The sequence below is a fragment of the Rothia terrae genome, assembly GCF_012396615.1.
Classification (GTDB): domain Bacteria; phylum Actinomycetota; class Actinomycetes; order Actinomycetales; family Micrococcaceae; genus Rothia; species Rothia terrae.
Genome location: NZ_JAAXPV010000009.1, coordinates 49880 through 67898 on the forward strand (window position 1 = coordinate 49880; position 18019 = coordinate 67898).

The 18019-nt window shown below is 54.5% G+C and carries 15 protein-coding genes and 1 tRNA gene; 10 read left to right on the forward strand and 6 right to left on the reverse strand.

Annotated elements, in window-relative coordinates; translation table 11 throughout:
* Window positions 1-144 precede the first annotated feature (144 nt).
* Both acs and aroQ read left to right on the forward strand, forming a co-directional pair.
* Complete coding sequence (acs, locus tag HF984_RS06350) at window positions 145-2076, forward strand: acetate--CoA ligase (protein WP_168614839.1); 1932 nt, start codon at window positions 145-147, stop codon at window positions 2074-2076.
* A 159-nt stretch (window positions 2077-2235) separates the two neighbouring features.
* On the forward strand, window positions 2236-2673 hold the full coding sequence (gene aroQ / locus HF984_RS06355; protein WP_168614840.1) for a type II 3-dehydroquinate dehydratase: 438 nt from the start codon (window positions 2236-2238) through the stop codon (window positions 2671-2673).
* Between the two features lie 11 nt (window positions 2674-2684).
* On the opposite strand, the gene HF984_RS06360 is transcribed toward aroQ, so the two are convergent.
* Entirely contained in the window at window positions 2685-3869 is a 1185-nt protein-coding gene (locus HF984_RS06360; protein WP_168614841.1) for a MarP family serine protease, read from the reverse strand.
* Window positions 3870-4178: 309 nt separating this feature from the next.
* On the opposite strand from HF984_RS06360, the gene HF984_RS06365 reads away from it, so the two are divergent.
* On the forward strand, window positions 4179-4856 hold the full coding sequence (locus tag HF984_RS06365; RefSeq protein ID WP_168614842.1) for a Crp/Fnr family transcriptional regulator: 678 nt from the start codon (window positions 4179-4181) through the stop codon (window positions 4854-4856).
* 123 nt (window positions 4857-4979) lie between these two features.
* Here the strand turns inward: HF984_RS06365 and HF984_RS06370 are convergent, their stop codons facing one another.
* From HF984_RS06370 to HF984_RS06380, 3 genes are all read right to left on the reverse strand, one after another.
* The gene (locus tag HF984_RS06370; RefSeq protein ID WP_210729608.1) at window positions 4980-5993 is read right to left on the reverse strand and encodes an NUDIX hydrolase; all 1014 of its coding nucleotides are present in this window, start codon (window positions 5991-5993) and stop codon (window positions 4980-4982) included.
* Complete coding sequence (locus HF984_RS06375; protein WP_168614843.1) at window positions 5986-6462, reverse strand: RidA family protein; 477 nt, start codon at window positions 6460-6462, stop codon at window positions 5986-5988. The genes HF984_RS06370 and HF984_RS06375 overlap by 8 nt, the downstream gene beginning before the upstream one ends.
* A 104-nt stretch (window positions 6463-6566) precedes the next feature.
* On the reverse strand, window positions 6567-6767 hold the full coding sequence (locus HF984_RS06380) for a hypothetical protein (protein ID WP_168614844.1): 201 nt from the start codon (window positions 6765-6767) through the stop codon (window positions 6567-6569).
* Window positions 6768-6944: 177 nt separating this feature from the next.
* Here HF984_RS06380 and HF984_RS06385 point away from each other — a divergent pair, with 177 nt between their 5' ends.
* From HF984_RS06385 to HF984_RS06410, 6 genes are all read left to right on the forward strand, one after another.
* Window positions 6945-9062: a transglycosylase domain-containing protein gene (locus HF984_RS06385; protein WP_168614845.1), complete on the forward strand. Its 2118-nt coding sequence runs from the start codon at window positions 6945-6947 to the stop codon at window positions 9060-9062.
* Between the two features lie 15 nt (window positions 9063-9077).
* Entirely contained in the window at window positions 9078-10031 is a 954-nt protein-coding gene (locus HF984_RS06390; RefSeq protein WP_168614846.1) for a metallophosphoesterase, read from the forward strand.
* A gap of 285 nt (window positions 10032-10316) precedes the next feature.
* Window positions 10317-12056, forward strand: coding sequence for an ABC transporter ATP-binding protein (locus HF984_RS06395; protein WP_247596500.1), 1740 nt, complete (start codon window positions 10317-10319; stop codon window positions 12054-12056).
* Window positions 12056-13870 carry an ABC transporter ATP-binding protein gene (locus HF984_RS06400; protein ID WP_168614848.1) on the forward strand — a complete coding sequence of 605 codons (1815 nt, stop codon included), beginning with the start codon at window positions 12056-12058 and terminating at the stop codon, window positions 13868-13870. Before HF984_RS06395 ends, HF984_RS06400 begins: the two co-directional genes overlap by 1 nt.
* A gap of 114 nt (window positions 13871-13984) precedes the next feature.
* Window positions 13985-15700 carry a D-lactate dehydrogenase gene (gene dld / locus HF984_RS06405; RefSeq protein ID WP_168614849.1) on the forward strand — a complete coding sequence of 572 codons (1716 nt, stop codon included), beginning with the start codon at window positions 13985-13987 and terminating at the stop codon, window positions 15698-15700.
* 158 nt (window positions 15701-15858) lie between these two features.
* Window positions 15859-15935: transfer RNA gene (locus tag HF984_RS06410), tRNA-Pro, on the forward strand.
* A 101-nt stretch (window positions 15936-16036) separates the two neighbouring features.
* Here HF984_RS06410 and HF984_RS06415 read toward each other — a convergent pair.
* Both HF984_RS06415 and HF984_RS06420 read right to left on the reverse strand, forming a co-directional pair.
* A complete protein-coding gene (locus HF984_RS06415; RefSeq protein WP_168614850.1) occupies window positions 16037-16447 on the reverse strand; it encodes an arsenate-mycothiol transferase ArsC in 411 nt (136 codons plus the stop codon).
* Window positions 16440-16772 (reverse strand): ArsR/SmtB family transcription factor, encoded by a 333-nt coding sequence (locus tag HF984_RS06420; protein ID WP_168614851.1) that lies wholly within the window; start codon window positions 16770-16772, stop codon window positions 16440-16442. Before HF984_RS06420 ends, HF984_RS06415 begins: the two co-directional genes overlap by 8 nt.
* Window positions 16773-16931: 159 nt before the next feature.
* Between HF984_RS06420 and arsB the strand changes: the two genes are divergently transcribed.
* Window positions 16932-17987 carry an ACR3 family arsenite efflux transporter gene (gene arsB, locus HF984_RS06425; protein ID WP_168614852.1) on the forward strand — a complete coding sequence of 352 codons (1056 nt, stop codon included), beginning with the start codon at window positions 16932-16934 and terminating at the stop codon, window positions 17985-17987.
* Window positions 17988-18019: the final 32 nt, after the last annotated feature.

The following is an 18019-nucleotide window of genomic DNA, read 5'->3' on the forward strand; positions in this document are numbered from 1 at the left end:
CGGTCGCCAGCTTGCACCTCACCTTTTTGTGCAACACGCCTCGTAACACTATGACACACGACACTATTTTCTCTAAGGTAGTCACAGAAGTTTATCGTGACGCACATCATAAAGACGCGTCCTCTCACCACGAAAGGGAGATCAATGGCTGATACCCCGCAGACTTTTGCACCCAGCGAAGAATTTTCAGCACAGGCGAATGCAACCGCAGCGCTCTACGACGAGGCAACCGAAAAAGGCACCGAGTTTTGGGCTGAGCAGGCTCGCGAGCTTTTGACCTGGTCAAAGCCCTTTACCGAAACTCTCGACTGGTCAAACCCGCCTTTTGCCAAGTGGTTTGCCGACGGCGAGCTCAACGCCTGCTACAACGCCGTAGACCGTCACGTTGAAGCCGGCAACGGCGACCGCATCGCTATCCACTTTGAGGGCGAGCCCGGTGACACCAAAACCTACACCTACGCACAGCTCAAGGACGAGGTTTCCCGCGCAGCCAACGCATTTGAGGCTTTGGGCGTGACCAAGGGCGACCGCGTTGCCGTCTACCTGCCCATGATTTCAGAGACTGTTATCACCATGCTGGCGTGCGCTCGCATCGGCGCTGTTCACTCCGTTATTTTCGGCGGTTTCTCAGCAGATGCTGTGCGCTCACGTGTTGAAGATGGCCAGGCTAAGTTGTTGGTCACCGCCGACGGTTCCTTCCGCCGCGGCAAGCCCTCTATGCTCAAGCCCGCTGTTGACAAGGCACTGTCCGGTGAGAACACCGTGCAGAACGTTGTTGTGGTCAAGCGCAACGGCGAAGACATTAACTGGGTTGAAGGACGCGATGTCTGGTGGCACGAGGTTCTCGAGGCTGCTTCAACCGAGCACACCCCGAGCGTTCAGAACGCTGAAGACCCGCTGTTCATTCTCTACACCTCGGGTACCACCGGTAAGCCCAAGGGCATTTTGCACACCACCGGCGGCTACCTGACTCAGGGCGCATACACCCACAAGAACGTCTTTGACCTCAAGCCCGAAACCGACGTGTACTGGTGCACCGCAGACGTCGGTTGGGTCACCGGCCACTCCTACGTTGCTTACGCACCGCTGGTTAATGGCGCTACCCAGGTCATTTACGAAGGCACCCCTGATTCCCCGCACCGCGGACGCTTCTGGGAGATTGTTCAGAAGTACGGCGTCACCATTCTCTACACCTCGCCGACTGCTATCCGCACCATGATGAAGTGGGGCGAAGACATTCCCGCCGAATACGATCTCTCATCACTTCGCGTGCTGGGCACCGTGGGCGAGGCCATCAACCCCGAGGCATGGACCTGGTTCCACCGCGTCATCGGTGGCGGCAAGTGCCCCATTGTTGACACCTGGTGGCAGACCGAAACCGGCGCCATCATGATTTCTCAGCTCCCCGGCGTCACCGTTGCTAAACCCGGTTCAGCGCAGCAGCCACTGCCCGGCATCAAGGTTGATGTGGTGGACGATTTGGGCGAGACCCTCGGCAATGAGCAGTCCGGCTTCCTAGTGGTACGTGAGCCGTGGCCGTCTATGGTTCGCACCATTTGGGGCGACGATGATCGCTTTGTTGACACCTACTGGTCACGTTTTGACTCCATGTACTTTGCAGGTGACGGCGCTAAGCGCGATGCAGACGGCGACGTGTGGGTTCTGGGACGCGTGGACGACGTCATGAACGTCTCTGGTCACCGCCTCTCAACCCCCGAAATTGAGTCCGCTTTGGTATCGCATCCGAAGGTTGCTGAGGCTGCAGTTGTTGGTGCGCCCGATGAGACCACCGGCCAGGCTGTTATTGCTTTCGTCATCCTGTCTGATGAGGCTGTCTCAGAAGGCTACGACGAAGCTACCCTGCCCGAAGACATCCGTGCTCACGTGGGCGTTGAAATCTCACCGATCGCAAAGCCCAAGAAGGTTCTCATTGTGCCCGAGCTGCCTAAGACCCGCTCCGGCAAGATCATGCGTCGTCTGCTCAAGGACGTTGCAGAGAACCGTCCCGTAGGTGACGTCACCACCCTGGCTGACTCATCAGTCATGGACGTCATCGTCGAAAAGTACAAGGCATAGACCCTGCGCTTTTCCCCAAGATTTCACCCTGCCTCTAGTGATTGAAAAGTTTGTGGTGAGCTTTCTAATCCACGCACGGTGAACCATGAAGATGCCCGGTAGCAACAAGGCTACCGGGCATCTTTGCTATTGATTGTTTTTTGGTGAAAACTTGAGGCTATGGCACGCACTATTTTTGTACTTAACGGCCCCAACCTTAATTTGCTGGGGCATCGCAAGCCCGAAATTTACGGCTCCACAACCTTGAGCGACATTGAGCAGCAGGTTCGTGAGCGTGCGTCCTCTCACGGTTTTGAGATTGAGTTTTTTCAGTCAAACCATGAAGGCGCGTTGGTCGATGAAATTCAACGAGCCCGTACGCAGGCTTGCGCCATGATCATCAACCCTGCTGCGTACACGCACACTTCTGTTGCTCTCCACGACGCTTTAGAAGCCGCTGAGCTACCCGTAGTTGAGGTGCACCTGTCGAACATTCACAAGCGTGAGGAGTTCCGCCACCACTCATTTGTATCGCCGCAGGCAACCGCGATTATCGCTGGTGCCGGAGCGTTTGGCTACACTATGGCGGTAGATTTCCTAGCGCAACACCTCGCCTAGCGAACAGCTACCTAGTGGGAGGTGCACTGGCCGGTATCGACAGGCTGGGTAAGACCTTGAGCAGCGGTCAGAGCATCACTGATAACCGATGCAGGAATTGCGTACCCGCTCTCGCCCTCGGTTGACTTCGCGAAGATTTGCGCCACGACTGCACCGTTTTCATCGAGTACTGGCCCACCAGAGTTTCCCTGCTCAACGTGGGCAGCTAGCTGGTAGACCAGTCGCGAGGGGTTCTCCCGGCCGGTTGTCGAGTCAACGGTACGGCTGTAGCCAAGACCCTGAACGGTGGCAGGACGCGCATCAAACGGACCGCCCGCCGGGTAACCCATGAACGAGACGTCCGTACCCGAGGCGACCTCCTGACCAAGGGGCAAAGGCGTCAGCGAGAAATCTTCATTGATGCGAATAAAGGCAATGTCCTGAGCCTGGTTCGCGTACACCACAGTGCCCTGGTACGTATTGCCCTCACGATCTTGCACCACGGGCTCAGTGACGCCAGCTACAACGTGTGCGTTGGTGGCGACAAGCGCATCATCAATCACAAAGCCGGAACCTTCAGAAGTGTAGCCGCACTGTTCGGCAGCACCCAGAATCTGCACCACCGACTGCGACGCTTGCTCAAGTGCCGCGTTCTCTAGCTGCTGTGTAGGTGCCTGGGCCTGCGGATACATCAAAGATGTAATTTCAGGAATACGGGCATCGGTCAACACATCGTTACGCACGCCGTTAATAGTGTTCTTCCAACTCTGCGGAACGTTGCGTTCAAGGGTGCTCACGATTTTTGAATCGCTCAACGCGTGGGACACCGCGGGCATCCCCAGCGGTTTGAGCGTCAGTGAAAGCACCACGATTAACAAAACCGCAATCACAAAATTGAGAAGTCCGCCCAGCAGTCGTTCCACTGTCTTCAAGGGCGTACGATCGCTGACCGAACGCATCCAGCGTCCCACTAAAAAGCCCAGCCACTGCCCCAGACTCAAACACACAATCACCGCGATAACAATGGCAAAGATATACCAGTTATCCGGCACCTGCGTAGCCGCCCAAGGCGCCACAATAACAGCCGCCGCTACACCAGCAATAAAGCCAGCAAGAGTTCCCAGAGAAATAAAGAACCCCTTGCTAATACCGGCAATAACGTACAGCAAAATCACGATGGCGAGCACAGCATCAAGCAGAGTAAATTGTTGTAGCATACAGCTCCCGGGTAAGGTATCTACAGCAACAGGCAGCTACACACTACATCGTTCCTAAGATACGTAGAGATGAAATTTCATACTAAGCCGAATCACTCCAAAAAGTGAGGGTAACGAAGAAAAATTCAGTGCGCTCTTAGGCAAATATCAGGTTACGAGTGATGTATCTAGCCTCAATTTGATGTAGGCTCGATAGTAGTTGAATATGTCACAAAGATTTTTAGTGGTAGGTGGCTACGAGGTTTAGCTGAACCACGCGTACCATTTACACAGTTTTTCAAACACACTGAAATTGATTTAAGGAGAACAATGGATATTGAAGTACTGCGTCGCGCACCGCTGTTCGCACAGCTCGATGACGAAGCATTTGCAGCTTTGACCGAAGACATTACCGAGGTTGATTTGACCCGCGGCGCAACCCTTTTCTACGAAGGCGATCCCGGCGATCAGCTCTACTTCGTTGTCTCAGGCAAGATCAAGCTCGGCCGCACCGCATCGGACGGACGCGAGAACCTCGTTGCTATTCTCGGCCCCGGCGAAATCTTCGGTGAAATGGCTCTGTTCGATCCTTCACCGCGTTCAACCAGCGCAACCGCTGTGTCAGAAACCCGTCTGGCTGGTGTAAAGCACGAGTCACTGCGCAAGGCAATGGAGAAGTCACCGAGCATCTCAGCTCAGGTTCTCCAGGCTCTTGCCCGCCGCCTGCGCCGCACCAACGAAAACCTCGCAGACCTGGTCTTCTCAGACGTTCCCGGTCGCGTTGCAAAGGCACTGCTCGACTTGGCTGACCGCTTCGGTCGCCCCGCAACCGACGGTGTTCTCGTTGCACACGAACTGACTCAGGAAGAGCTGGCTCAGCTGGTTGGCGCATCACGCGAAACCGTGAACAAGGCTCTTGCTGAATTCGTTTCACGCGGCTGGATTCGCTTGGAAGCACGCGCGGTCGTTATTCTCGACCTGCAGCGTCTGCGCAACCGCTCACGCTAAGCATAAGCTAGCGCATCAGCGCATAGTTTTAAATGCCGAGAGGGGGGCGGAGAAGACTTCAAGTCTTCTCCGCCCCCCTCGGTCTTTTCAGCTTGCAAGAATTCCCTTGAGAGTGAACCTGCTTTACTCGCTAGGAACAACCGCAGCCGTTGCAGGGAATGTTCGCGTGGACCGCGCGTCCTGCACACCTGGCTCGCTAAAAGACAGGTAGCACTTACCGTTGGCTGCCATCTTGGTCTCCGGTTTCTTGAGATCAATGACGCGTTTCTTAGACAGGAAGGCAATGGCGCTCGGAGCTTTAGCAATGGATTCCAAAACGCACAGGACGCCCGGGTTCACTAGCTCTTCCAAGGTCTTGCCAACGGTGTCGGGCTGACCGATTGCGTCACCCAGTTCTGTGGTTGCACGGTGATCCAAAAGTTCCTGCGCTGAAAGCCACTGCCCCCAAATGCCCTTGCCTTCAAGTAGCGTAGGCTTTTGTCCAACCGGTACAGCGGCAGCGAAGTAGTGAACATCGTAGCGCTTGTGGAAGTAATCCGGTGACTGCCAACGGGCAATAGGCTTGAGCAAATCGGCCCGCAACTTAAGATTACGCTTGCTCAAAAAGTCGTTGAAGTCCTTGCTTTGACTAGCAATAGCCACGCGAGAACTCATGTTCTCGTGAGTATTGAGAGTCTCGACAGTACTGGTGTCATCAACACCTGCCAGAAGCAAACCGGTTTCTTCAAAGACCTCACGGATAGCAGCGGTGACAGCTGCGCGCGCAGTCTTTGGATTATGCTCGCCGAATTTCTCAGCCCACTGAGTCTCACTCGGGCCAACCCAGGGCTGCATATTCGCATCGTCGTAAATAGCAAGACCACCGGGGAACGCAACGCGTCCCATCGGCGACTTATAGCGGTAGGTCATGTACGTCTCAACGCCGTTAGAGCCATCGCGCACAAAAATGACGATAGCCGCCGGCTTAGAGTTACACACCACCTCAGCGCCCTCTTCAATCCACGAACGAGCAGAATCCTGCTGCGACTCAGGAATAGAGTAGTGGCGTTCAGCCTGCTCACCGCGCGGGCTCAGCTTAGTCTCTTTACGCGGACGCACCGTCTTCAGCGCACCGGTGTAGAGGGCGGGGTTAGACATACTCAACGATGATTTCTACCTCAACCGGTGAATCCAGCGGTAGTACCGGAACACCAACAGCGCTGCGAGCATGACGACCAGCATCGCCAAAAACATCACCCAACAGCTCAGAAGCACCGTTAATAACGGCGGGCTGGGCGGTAAATGAAGGATCTGAAGACACAAAACCTACAACCTTAACCACCTTGGTCACGCGGTCAAGATCGCCAATAACAGACTTAACAGCAGCCAACGCATTCAGCGCAGAGATAGCGGCGTACTTTTTAGCGTCCTCAGGGCTCACAAAGCCCTCGCCCTCATTGACCTTACCGGTTTCAGGCAACGCGCCTTCAACGAAAGGCAACTGACCGGAGGTGTACACGTAGTTACCGCTAGTAACAGCAGGAACATACGACGCGACGGGGGCAGCAACCTCAGGAAGGGTAAACCCTAATTCTGCGAGGCGGTTTTCAACGCGATTTTCACTCATGATTGAGACTTCTTTACAAAGAGATACAAGTATGTGCAGGGGTAAATAACGACCGAACCCTCACTGATCGGTGAGGCTTCGGCCGTTATCGGTTATAAGATTATTTAGCTTTTCTTACGCTTAAAGTATGCAATCGGGTTGCCCTGAGTCGGTGCGACCATATTGCCGGCAGGCGCGCTACCAGCTGCAGCAGGCGCACCGGGAAGCACGGTTACGAGCTCCCAGCCGTCTTCACCCCAGCTATCGAGGATCTGCTTAGTCGCGTGAATCATCAAGGGCACAGTTGCGTATTCCCATTTATCCATGTGCACTAGCCTAGTGCATCAGACGGGTGTTTCTCACAGTCCATCTCAAGATTGTGGCTAAATGAACTTTAGTTTTTAAGGCGCAATCTCAACAGTGCGAGTTGAAACACCCCTATTTTGAGCTTTCGTGAAACTTTTTACGCTTTGATTTTCAGGTTGGGCTTGTAAACTAAAGCAATGGCCTCATCCAAGAATGCTCGTAAAAAGCGCAAGCCCAGTGATTTTCTGCAATTCCTTGCACTGTCAATTATTGCTGGCTTTGTAACTGCTGGACTGTTGGTGCCGCCAACAGCAGCCGCTGGTATTGCAGCAACTTCTTCTATTAACTGGTTTAAGGGACTGCCAGACAACATGTCAGACGGTCCTTTGTCTAAGCCCTCCACCTTGTACGCGAACGACGGTAAGACCAAACTGGCTACCTTCTACTCGCAGAACCGTACTGAAGTTCCGCTGAACAAGATTTCGCAGAACATGCAGGACGCGATTATTGCGGTGGAAGACCGTACCTTCTACGATCACGGCGCAGTCTCACCGATTGGTATTGCGCGTGCTCTCGTCAATAACTTTATGCGTCCCGGTAACCGTCAGGGCGCGTCCACCCTCACCCAGCAGTACGTCAACAACCTCTTGATCGACGCCGCTGAACAGTCAGGTGGCGACGCGAACGCAACCATCGGTGCAAACAAGGGCTACATCGACAAAATCATGGAAATGAAGCTTGCGATTTCTATGGAAGAAAACAAGTCGAAAGACGAGATTCTTGAGGGCTACCTCAACGTCGTTAACCTCGGTGGCACCAACTACGGTGTTGAAGCTGCATCGCAGTACTACTGGGGTATTCCCGCGTCTAAGCTCAACCCTGCTCAGGCGGCTACCCTCGCAGGCATGGTTCAGGCACCTAACCTGTACCGCCCCGATGTTAACCCCGAGTACTCCAAAGAACGTCGCAACGTTGTTCTTGGCACCATGCTTCGCGACGGCAAAATTACTCAGGCTGAATACGATGACGCCGTGAATTCAGAGCTCGATCTCGATATTCATGAGACCGACAGCGGCTGTTCAGCAGCGGGCGATAACGCATACTTCTGTAACTACGCGATGACCAAGCTGTACCAGGATGAGAGCTTCGGTGCTACTTACGAAGACCGCGTAGCTAACATCTACCGCGGTGGCTACAAGATTGTTTCCACCCTCGATATGAACGCGCAGAAGTCAGCTAAGAACGTTGTTGAAGCAACTCAGCCCTCCACCAACAACCCCGACGACGTTAACACCTCCTTGGTTTCAGTAGAACCCAAGAACGGTAGCGTTGTGGCAATGGCTCAGAACTCCAACTACGGTGATGCTCAGGACGACAACTCCACCTCGCTGTATAACTACAACGTCAACGCCGCTGATGGTGGTACCGCTGGCTTCCAGCCCGGTTCAACCTTCAAGCCCGTTGTTCTGGCTCAGTGGATTAACTCCGGCAAGTCCGTCAACCAGGTCATCGACGGCACCCGCTTGAACTACCCCGCTGATACCCGTTGGAGCGCTCGATGCCTCGACGGCGGTGCCTACTACTACAACGAGAAGCCTCAGGGCTGGACCTTCCAAAACGCTGAAGGCGGCTACCAGCAGTGGGGCACCGTAGCGTTCGGTCTGAAGAACTCAATTAACTCCTTCTTGTACAGCATGGTCAACCAGCTTGACCTCTGCGACATTCAAGACATGGCAGGCAAACTGCAAATCAAGGACTACCAGGGCAACGTGGCATACCGCCCCAACCAGCTGGCGTCCAACATCGGTTCTGTAGAAGTCGCGCCCCTGACTATGGCGTCCGCTTACGCTACCTTCGCTAACGAGGGTAAGTACTGCGAACCCCGTTCAACCACCAAGGTGCTTGACCGCAAGGGCGACGTGAAAAAGGAATACAAGCCCGATTGTTCGCAGGCTATTTCTAAGGACGTTGCGAACGGTGTGAGCTACGTGCTCAAGCAGGTTCTGGTCGATGGCTCCGGCTACCAGCGCGGCATTGGCTTGCCCGACGCATCCGCTGCGAAGACCGGTACTACCGATAACTCAACCCAGACCTGGACTGTTGGCTACACCAAGGGTCTAGCAACCGCCTCATGGGTTGGTAACCTGGCTCAGGGTTCACGTTCACTGAACAACCTGTCCATCAATGGCCAGTCTCGTGATTACGTTGACGGTGCTACCTACGCAGGTAAGCAGTGGCAGACCTTCATGCAAGAAACTGCTCGCCGTTACAATACCGATAAGTTCGCTCAGCCTCCGGCTAACGTGACTAACTAAAGGTTGAATAATTTTATGAAGACCTCTTCTTCATCGACTGTGGCAGCGTCTGCCGCAACTCTCGCAAAGGTAACCGGTTCGGTTGCCGCCGCGGGTGTTGTGGCGGGGGCTGCCACAGCCGCATATGCTCATTTTTACGAACTCAACAACTTCAAGGTTCGCCACGAGACCCTGCCCGTTCTCCCGGCGGGAACTCCGGACTTCACGATTTTGCATATCTCGGATATGCACATGATTCCCGGGCAAACTAAGAAGCACAATTTCATGCATTCGCTGGCTGCGATCCAACCCGATCTCGTGATTAATACCGGCGATAATCTCTCGCACATGGGTGCGCTCCCCTCACTGGTGGATGCGCTCGACCCGCTCTTTGATTTCCCCGGCGTATACGTACCCGGCTCAAACTGCTATTTCGCACCCGAGCTGAAGAATCCCTTGCGCTACTTCAAAGGCCCCTCAAAACGCGGTCCAGAAGAAGAACCGCAGGCACTGCCCACGCAGAGGATGCACGACGCCTTCAACGCGCGCGGCTGGATTGATTTGATTAACCGCTATGAGACCCTGTCCATCAACGGACTGCGCCTTGAGTTCTCGGGTGTCGACGATCCGCACATCGGGTACGACGAGCATCCGGGTTTCGCGCCTTCCGCTACGCAGATTACTGATGAGCCGTCCGTGCGTTTAGGTGTGGCTCACGCTCCCTACCTGCGTACACTCAATGCATTTGTAGACGACGGCGCACAGGCAATTTTTGCCGGTCACACGCACGGTGGTCAGGTCTGCCTACCCGGCGGACGCGCACTGGTATCTAACTGCGATATTGAGCCGTCACGCGCTAAGGGCGTTAGCCTGCAAAACGGTGTTCCCGTTCAGATTTCTGCGGGGCTGGGAACCTCACGTTACGCGGCGGTGCGCCTCTTCTGCCCGCCCGAAGCAATCGTGGTGGCACTGACGGCAAGCGATAAGTAGTCTCTAGATAATAGGTCTTGAATCAGAGTCGGACGCACTTTGCCAGCACCCTATAAACGCCAACCGACGTCAGCTGGCTGCAGTTGCGTCCGGCCCTGTCCCGACTAACTTTCGCTTTCCCATCTATCTGTTCTTCAAAGTGCAACAGGTTTATATGACCTGTTGCACTTTTTCGTTTCCGTCCGGGTATATTTTAGAAACATGAGCCTTATCCGAAGTCGCCGCGTGCCCGTTCCGCCTCCATTAGAGAACGACGCCACGGCTGACGTCGGGCTCTGGCAATATATGAGGCCTATTCGCGCCAAATGGCTACTAGGTGTTCTCGTGGCTATTTCTTCGACTTCGGTAGCGCTCTCCATTCCGCAGGTGCTGGCGTGGGTCATCGACCACCTCGTCGGCTCAGATTCCCCTAGCCGCAGGCAGGTTCTGCTGGGTGGCACCATCATGATTGCGCTAGGTCTTCTTCAATCCGGGCTCATGTTCCTGCGCCGCATGCTGATTATTGACACCTCCACGACTGTTGAGATGACCATGCGCATGCGTCTTTTCGATCAGCTGATGCGCCTGCCGCTTTCATTTCACGATGCCTGGGGCTCTGGCCAGCTGCTGACCCGTTCCACCTCTGACCTTGCCCTAATTCGCCGCTGGGTCTCCTTTGGATCAGTCCAAGCGATCACCTCTGGCGCTGCCCTCTGTGTAGGTATCTTCTACCTCTCCCACGGTTCGGGATTACTGGCGCTGATCTTTCTTGCTTCTGTGCCCGTTACTCTCGTTGTTCTGTGGCGTTTTCAGAAGAAGATGAAGGCTCTGACCCGAAAATCCCAGCAGCAGTCCGGCGACCTTGCCACCAAAGTTGAAGAATCAGTTCAGGGTATTCGCGTACTCAAGGCTCTGGGGCAGGGTTCTAACGCGCTCGACAGGTTCAAAACCGGGGCTGCTGAGCTCATGGATACCGAAATGGCACGTTCCCGTGCTCAGGGCTCAACCTTCGTGGCGACGTCCACCATTACCGCTATCACCCTCGCTATTTCTCTCTGGGTAGGACTTCGCCAGGTTGCATCAGGGTCTTTGAGCGTGGGTGAGCTGACCGCTTTCTTCGCCACCATTGCCCTGCTTTCGCCCCACGTTGAGCGTGCCAGCCAGCTCATGGGCATGTGGTTGGACGCCCGCGTTGCGGTAGACCGTCACCGCGAAGTCATGAGCACTCCTGCAGGTGAAAATATAGTGCTGGTAAACGGTGCTACCGTGCCCGCAGTATCTTCTGGTGAGGCAGCATCCCTTGCCTTTGAACACGCTACTTTTGCGTATGAGGACGCGGCAGCTCCGGTTCTTTCTGATATTTCGCTGGACGTGCGCCCTGGTGAGATTCTTGCACTGGTAGGCCCCACCGGTAGCGGTAAATCAACCCTTTTGCAGTTGCTCCCCCGGCTGTATGAGCTCGATTCTGGAAGCATTTTTCTGGACGAGCAAGACATCGCGCAGATGGATTTACCCGAGCTACGCTCAGCCATGAGCATTGCTTTTGAGGAGCCCGTGCTTTTCTCATCCTCTGTCAGAGATAACGTCTTGCTGGGAGTCAATCGCGAGCGCATGAGCGAGGCTGAACAGGAGCAGATTCTTCGTGATGCTCTGCGGGTTTCGTCTTCTGATTTTGCGGCTCAGTTGCCCGAGGGTGTAGATACTCTGATTGGTGAAGAGGGGCTTTCGCTATCTGGCGGTCAGCGGCAGCGTCTCTCGCTGGCTCGCGCCATCGCTGCGCACCCGCGCATCCTGCTTCTTGACGATCCGCTCTCAGCGCTGGATGTGCGCACCGAAGAAGCTGTAGTGAGCATGCTCAAAGAACATCTAAGGCACACCACGACTCTACTCACAGCCCACCGCCCGTCGACAGTGGCGTTGGCTGACCGCGTCGCCTTGCTCGAAAACGGAAAAATTACGGCTATTGGTACGCACCAGCAGATGATGCGCAATCCCAGCTATGCCCGGCTGATGATGCTGGATGAGCAGAAAGGCGAGGTGGCATAATGCCAAGGCACGCTCCCCCGCTAGCTGAAGACAAGGTAGACCTCAGCCCTGAAGAACAACGCGAAGTACGCGCACGGTCACTAAAGCTGTTGAAAGAAATACTGGCACCCGTACGGTGGAGGATTCTGGCAACAGTGGTTCTCGTGGTTGTGGCAACGGCTATCAGCACATTCATGCCGCTTTTGCTCTCCTACGCTATTGACCACGCAGTGGCGCCATTAGTCAACGGCGACGCGTCACTGCTTGCACAGATGGCGCTACTGTACGTTGGGTTAGCTGTATGCGCCTCGATAACTACCTACGCTAACGTCGTTCTCACCACCTCAATTTCGCAAAAAGCGCTCTACGGCTTGAGAGCTCGCATGTTTGAGCATGCCCAAAAACTGCCCGTTGGTTTTCACGAAACCTACACGTCGGGAAGAGTAGTTTCACGTCTTACCTCAGACCTTGAAACGCTCAAATCCTTTCTTGATTCCGGTCTTTCGCAGCTGGCGTCAACCATTTTGAGCATGGTGTTTACGGCGGTTGCCCTTGTTCTGTTGGACTGGAAGTCTGGCCTTGCCCTGCTAGTGATGCTCATTCCTATCTGGTTCTTGACCGCGTGGTTTCGTCGACGCTCCGCCGTAGCTTTTCGCGCGCAACGCGTTGTCAACGCCCAGCTCATCGGCCGCTTCGTCGAAACGTTCACCGGCATCCGAGCGGTCAAGGCCTTCCGCTACGAATCAGTCTCGCGTGAACGTTACGGTGACATCGCCGAGGACTACCGTGTGAAGGTCATGGACGCCATCAAGGTTCTGGGCATCTATATGCCAACGCTCGGGGCTATCGGCAACGTATATCTTGGCGTGGTGCTGACCATCGGCGGTTTCGCGGTTCTCAATGGCCACATGGAAGTTGGTGTTTTGCTGGCGCTTACCATCTACGCCACGCGCGTTTTTGAGCCAATTTTCTCGCTTTCAGATTTCTATAACCAGTTCCAGTCAGCGGTCTCCGCCCTGGAAAAGGTCTCTGGTTTCCTTGCCCAGGAACCCGACGTTGCTGAACCCGCGCATCCGGTTGTACGCACCGCTGAGGCAGATGGCTCTGTGGTGTTCAAAGACGTCGAGTTCAGCTACATTTCAGGGCGCCCGGCCCTGCACCGCACTAACCTAGAGGTTCCCGCCGGGCAGCAGTTAGCGCTGGTGGGTAAGACAGGTGCGGGCAAATCTACTCTGGCTAAGCTGGTGGCGCGTTTCTACGACGTTTCCTCCGGCAAACTATTGTTGGACGGCGTGGACATCCGCGATCTCTCCGAAGAGCAGTTGCGCCGTGAGGTCGTGATGGTAACACAGGAGGCCTTCCTCTTTTCAGGCACGGTTGCCGATAATATCCGCCTGGCTAGGCCTTCTGCCAGTGACAATGAAGTTCTTGAGGCAGCTAAAACCGTTGGAGTACACGATTTCATCGCGCAGCTACCCGAGGGGTACGGCACCGACCTCGCAACCCGCGGCGGACGCCTGTCATCCGGGCAGAGACAGCTGATTTCCTTTGCGCGTGCCTTCCTCGTAGACCCCGCCGTACTCATCCTTGACGAGGCAACCGCGTCCCTCGATATTCCCTCAGAGAAGCTGGTGCAGCGAGGTCTAGCTCAGCTGTCGCAGGGACGTACCACCATCATCATCGCCCACCGACTCTCAACAGTGTTGGATTCCGACCGGGTGTTGGTGGTTGATGAGGGCAGAATTATTGAGGATGGCTCCCCGACGGCTCTGGTGCAGAGCGGCGGGGTCTTTGCCGAGATGGTGAAGGCGTGGGATCAGGCGATGGGTAACTAAGCCCGAGAGATGCCAAGACAGCAGACACATTCTTGCCCGACGTTGCCACTCTATTTGTGATCTCCTTATCATTAATAACAAAGCGCGAAAGCCGAACAGAGAACAGGAAAGAATATGCCTTCCTCACAGCCCGTGACAGAATCTCAGCAAAAGGCCCTTGATGAGTTTAAAGCCATCATGGGAGCCGATAAGGTGCTCCACGCGGAGCATGCTACCCGCCCTTTCAGTAAAGGGTACCGTTTTGGTGGCGGTGCGCTGTTTGCGGTGCTCCGCCCCACGTCCTTAGTAGAGGTGTGGAAGGCTCTACAGGTCTGTCTTGAGCATGATTTCATGGTGATTCCGCAGGCATCAAACACCGGTCTCACCGGTGGTTCTGGCCCCGGCTTCCAAGATTATGATCGCCCCATCGTTCTGATTTCAACCCACCTGATTAATCGGGTGCACCTGATTAATAATGCGCAGGAAGCTATTTCTCTAGCCGGTACAACGCTGATTCAGCTCACCGATGCGCTGAAGCCGCACGAGCGTGAACCGCACTCGGTGATTGGTTCTACTTCTATTGGCGCATCCGTGATTGGCGGTATTGCCAATAATTCTGGTGGTAGTCAGATTCGCAAGGGCCCGGCGTTCACCCGGGAGGCAATCTACGCCAGGGTTACTGAACAGGGTTCTCTAGAACTGGTGAACCACCTGGGTATTTCTCTGGGCGATGATCCTGAGATTGCTCTTGATCGTCTACAACGCGGCAACTGGTCACCCGCTGATGTCACTGCGGCTCCGGAAGATAGTAGTGAGACAGAGTACGCCGAGCATCTGCGTCAGATTGAGCCCAGCCCGGCTCGCTATAATTCCAACCCTAAGTACCTTTTTGAAGCCTCGGGTTCGGCGGGTAAAGTCATGGTCTTTGCGGTGCGCACCCGCACTTTCCCTCTGGAGAAGAGCCCCACCACTTTCTACATTGGTACTCATACTCCTCGCGCTTTGGAGGAGATTCGCCGTCGTTTCTTGAGCGCTGATATGCCGCTACCCATTGCGGCGGAGTATATGGGACGTAGCGCATTCGACCTGGCTGAGAAATATGGTAAAGATACCTTCGTTTTTCTCAAGTACTTGAGCCCCGCCGTTCAGACCCGCATGTTTGCATTCAAGATCTGGGCTAACGGGGTATTCAGCAAGCTTCCGGGGGTCGGTCCCACCTTTGCGGATACTGTGTCACAGTTTATTTTTGACCGCTTCCCAGCTCAGCTACCGAAACGCCTGATGGACTACCGCAACCGATTTGAACACCACCTGATTCTGACGGTGAGTGCCGCTCAGCAGGTTGAGAGCGAGGCTCTGCTCAAAGAATTCTTTGAGACCGAGAAGAACCTGGGTGACTTCTTTATCTGCACCGCTGACGAAGAGAAAAGCGCTAATCTTAACCGTTTTGGCGCGGCAAGTGCTGCCACCCGCTATGCCGGGGTTAAGCGTAAGGAGCTGGGCGAGCTGATTCCCATTGATGTTGCCCTGCGCCGGGACGATTGGGATTGGCATGAGACCCTGCCACCTGAAATTGCAAACCAGCTGGACGTAACTGCCTACTACGGTCATTTCTTCTGTCACGTCATGCACCAGGATTATGTGGCGAAGAAGGGTGTCGATCCGCATAAGTTGCATGACGAGATCCAGGAGCTACTTGAAGCTCGCGGCGCCAAACTACCGGCAGAACACAACTACGGCAGGCTGTATCGTATGCCCGACGCGATGGTAGAGCACTTCAAACGCTTGGATCCCACTAACACCTTCAACGCGGGCATTGGCGGTACTTCACCGAAAAAGAATTGGGCTTAACCAGTCAGGTAAGTACATCGCAGGACGCCGACCAGCGCGAATTATCCGCCTGCGCCCTCTCAAAACACGCGCTGTTATCAGCCTCATTTTGCGTTTTCTGTGCCTCTAGCGTTACACTGGATGAGTTGCTTGCAGGGTTCTACCTGAGAAGTTAACACCGGGATGTGGCGCAGCTTGGTAGCGCGCGTCGTTCGGGACGACGAGGTCGCAGGTTCAAATCCTGTCATCCCGACCAGTCAAAAGCCCCGCTCACTGTTGTTAGTGAGCGGGGCTTTTGTGTGTTCTGACTTTGTGCAACGTACCCTCATTTTCTTTGTGTACGAAAGCGGTAGGAGCTTAGAACTGCTGTACCAAGTTCTGCACGCGAGCATGGATGTCGTCGCGGATCAGGTTCATGCGTTCTTCACCTTCGATGCCGCGCTCTGAAGGTTCGTCAGTTTCCCAACGTTCCACCTCAACGCCGTCAACCTCCGGCAACTGAGCACCACCTACCACAATGACACGTGTAGCAGCGCGCATAGCATCCTCGTTGAGTTGTGTAGGAGTGCCTGTACTCATATCTGCACCTATCTCAGCCAAGGACGCGGCGGCCTGCTGGTTCACAGGCTCGCCGACGCTAGCTTTCACGCCGGCAGATTCAACGGTAAACTTGCCCGGTGCTTCGTGCTCCAGCAGGGCGGCGGCCATTTGAGACTTGCCCTTGTTGGAATTGCAGACGAACAAGACAGTGGGTTTTGTTTCAGTCATGATTTTCTTCTTTCCAGAGAGTGGTGATGAAAGGTTGTGCAGTGGGTTCAATAGAGTAGTGCGCCCAGGTGCCTCGTTGTTCACGGTGTAAGACGCCTGCGTCCACCAGAATTTTCAGGTGGTGTGAGACAGTAGATTGTTTGAGACCGAGGGGCTCCACCAGGTCGCAAACGCAGACACTTTTTTCTGCGGATGAGTCGATGAAGTAGACAAGAGTGAGGCGCCGTTCATCGCCGAGTGCCTTGAGGAACTGCGCTGTTTTTCTAATAAGTTTCTGCGGAGGCTGGTTGGTCTGCGCCGGAGTACAGCAGTTTGAATCGGTCATAAACAACACTACTTTCCCTAATATTCCCTAAGGATTCCACGTATATCGACAAACTTCAATATACAATATAGACGGTATGTATCGAAGTTTATCGATGAAAGAAGGTGCGCTGTGAGAACAGCTCCCACACACACCCGTCCGCACGGCACAGAGAAAGTCATGGCTAAGCTCTCCGTACTCGACCGCTTTTTGCCCGTATGGATCATCGCCGCCATGGTAGTAGGTCTATTTTTGGGACGTTTTGTCCCTGAGCTTTCCCAGGTTCTGGAATCCATCCAAATCGCCGGGGTCTCTCTGCCCATCGCTATTGGCTTGCTGATCATGATGTATCCAGTTCTCTCGAAAATTCGCTACTCACAAACCGGCGACGTCCTGACTGATAAAAAGCTCATGGTTACCTCATTAGTGATCAATTGGATTGTCGCCCCCGCCTTCATGTTTGCACTGGCATGGATTTTCTTACCGGATCTCCCCGAATACCGAACCGGGCTGATTATCGTGGGCCTAGCACGATGCATCGCGATGGTCCTCATCTGGAACGACCTAGCATGCGGTGACCGCGAGGCAGCAGCAGTACTCGTTGCCATCAACTCAATCTTTCAGGTTCTCGCCTACGGTGCATTGGGTTGGTTCTATCTTCAGATTCTGCCTCACTGGTTGGGTCTGCCCACTGCCAGCGCGGAATTCTCAATCACCTCCATCGTCCTTTCCGTACTGGTCTTCCTAGGCGTACCGTTGCTTCTGGGCTTCCTTTCCCGTCTGATTGGTGAAAAGACCAAGGGACTTGACTGGTACGAAACCAAATTCATCCCCACCGTTAGCCCCTGGGCACTATACGGTCTGCTGTTCACAATTGTGATTCTCTTTGCTCTTCAGGGTGAGGCAGTAACGTCTAACCCCATGGACGTTGTACGAGTAGCTATTCCACTCGTCCTTTACTTCTTAGTGACGTTTGTGGCGAGCATGATCCTCGGTGGAGCACTCAAACTGGGTTACGAGAAGACTACTACCCTGTCATTCACCGCATCCGGCAATAACTTCGAATTGGCAATTGCTGTTGCCATCGCAACCTTTGGTGCCAACAGTCCTCAAGCTCTTGCAGGCACTATCGGCCCTCTGGTTGAAGTCCCTGTGCTTGTGGCACTTGTCTATGTGGCACTGTGGGCTCGCAAGTTCTTCGCCCGTCAGAAAAATACTACTCGCGTCGAGGCATAAGCGCGCAACAACATCCACACAGCTTTGCTCTC

What these genes read in the sequence shown, in the direction of transcription:
- acs (WP_168614839.1), top strand. Translation starts at nt 145, where the DNA reads ATGGCTGATACCCCGCAGACTTTTGCACCCAGCGAAGAATTTTCAGCA.
- aroQ (WP_168614840.1), top strand. Translation starts at nt 2,236, where the DNA reads ATGGCACGCACTATTTTTGTACTTAACGGCCCCAACCTTAATTTGCTG.
- HF984_RS06360 (WP_168614841.1), bottom strand. Translation starts at nt 3,869, where the DNA reads ATGCTACAACAATTTACTCTGCTTGATGCTGTGCTCGCCATCGTGATT.
- HF984_RS06365 (WP_168614842.1), top strand. Translation starts at nt 4,179, where the DNA reads ATGGATATTGAAGTACTGCGTCGCGCACCGCTGTTCGCACAGCTCGAT.
- HF984_RS06370 (WP_210729608.1), bottom strand. Translation starts at nt 5,993, where the DNA reads ATGTCTAACCCCGCCCTCTACACCGGTGCGCTGAAGACGGTGCGTCCG.
- HF984_RS06375 (WP_168614843.1), bottom strand. Translation starts at nt 6,462, where the DNA reads ATGAGTGAAAATCGCGTTGAAAACCGCCTCGCAGAATTAGGGTTTACC.
- HF984_RS06380 (WP_168614844.1), bottom strand. Translation starts at nt 6,767, where the DNA reads ATGGATAAATGGGAATACGCAACTGTGCCCTTGATGATTCACGCGACT.
- HF984_RS06385 (WP_168614845.1), top strand. Translation starts at nt 6,945, where the DNA reads ATGGCCTCATCCAAGAATGCTCGTAAAAAGCGCAAGCCCAGTGATTTT.
- HF984_RS06390 (WP_168614846.1), top strand. Translation starts at nt 9,078, where the DNA reads ATGAAGACCTCTTCTTCATCGACTGTGGCAGCGTCTGCCGCAACTCTC.
- HF984_RS06395 (WP_247596500.1), top strand. Translation starts at nt 10,317, where the DNA reads ATGAGGCCTATTCGCGCCAAATGGCTACTAGGTGTTCTCGTGGCTATT.
- HF984_RS06400 (WP_168614848.1), top strand. Translation starts at nt 12,056, where the DNA reads ATGCCAAGGCACGCTCCCCCGCTAGCTGAAGACAAGGTAGACCTCAGC.
- dld (WP_168614849.1), top strand. Translation starts at nt 13,985, where the DNA reads ATGCCTTCCTCACAGCCCGTGACAGAATCTCAGCAAAAGGCCCTTGAT.
- HF984_RS06415 (WP_168614850.1), bottom strand. Translation starts at nt 16,447, where the DNA reads ATGACTGAAACAAAACCCACTGTCTTGTTCGTCTGCAATTCCAACAAG.
- HF984_RS06420 (WP_168614851.1), bottom strand. Translation starts at nt 16,772, where the DNA reads ATGACCGATTCAAACTGCTGTACTCCGGCGCAGACCAACCAGCCTCCG.
- arsB (WP_168614852.1), top strand. Translation starts at nt 16,932, where the DNA reads ATGGCTAAGCTCTCCGTACTCGACCGCTTTTTGCCCGTATGGATCATC.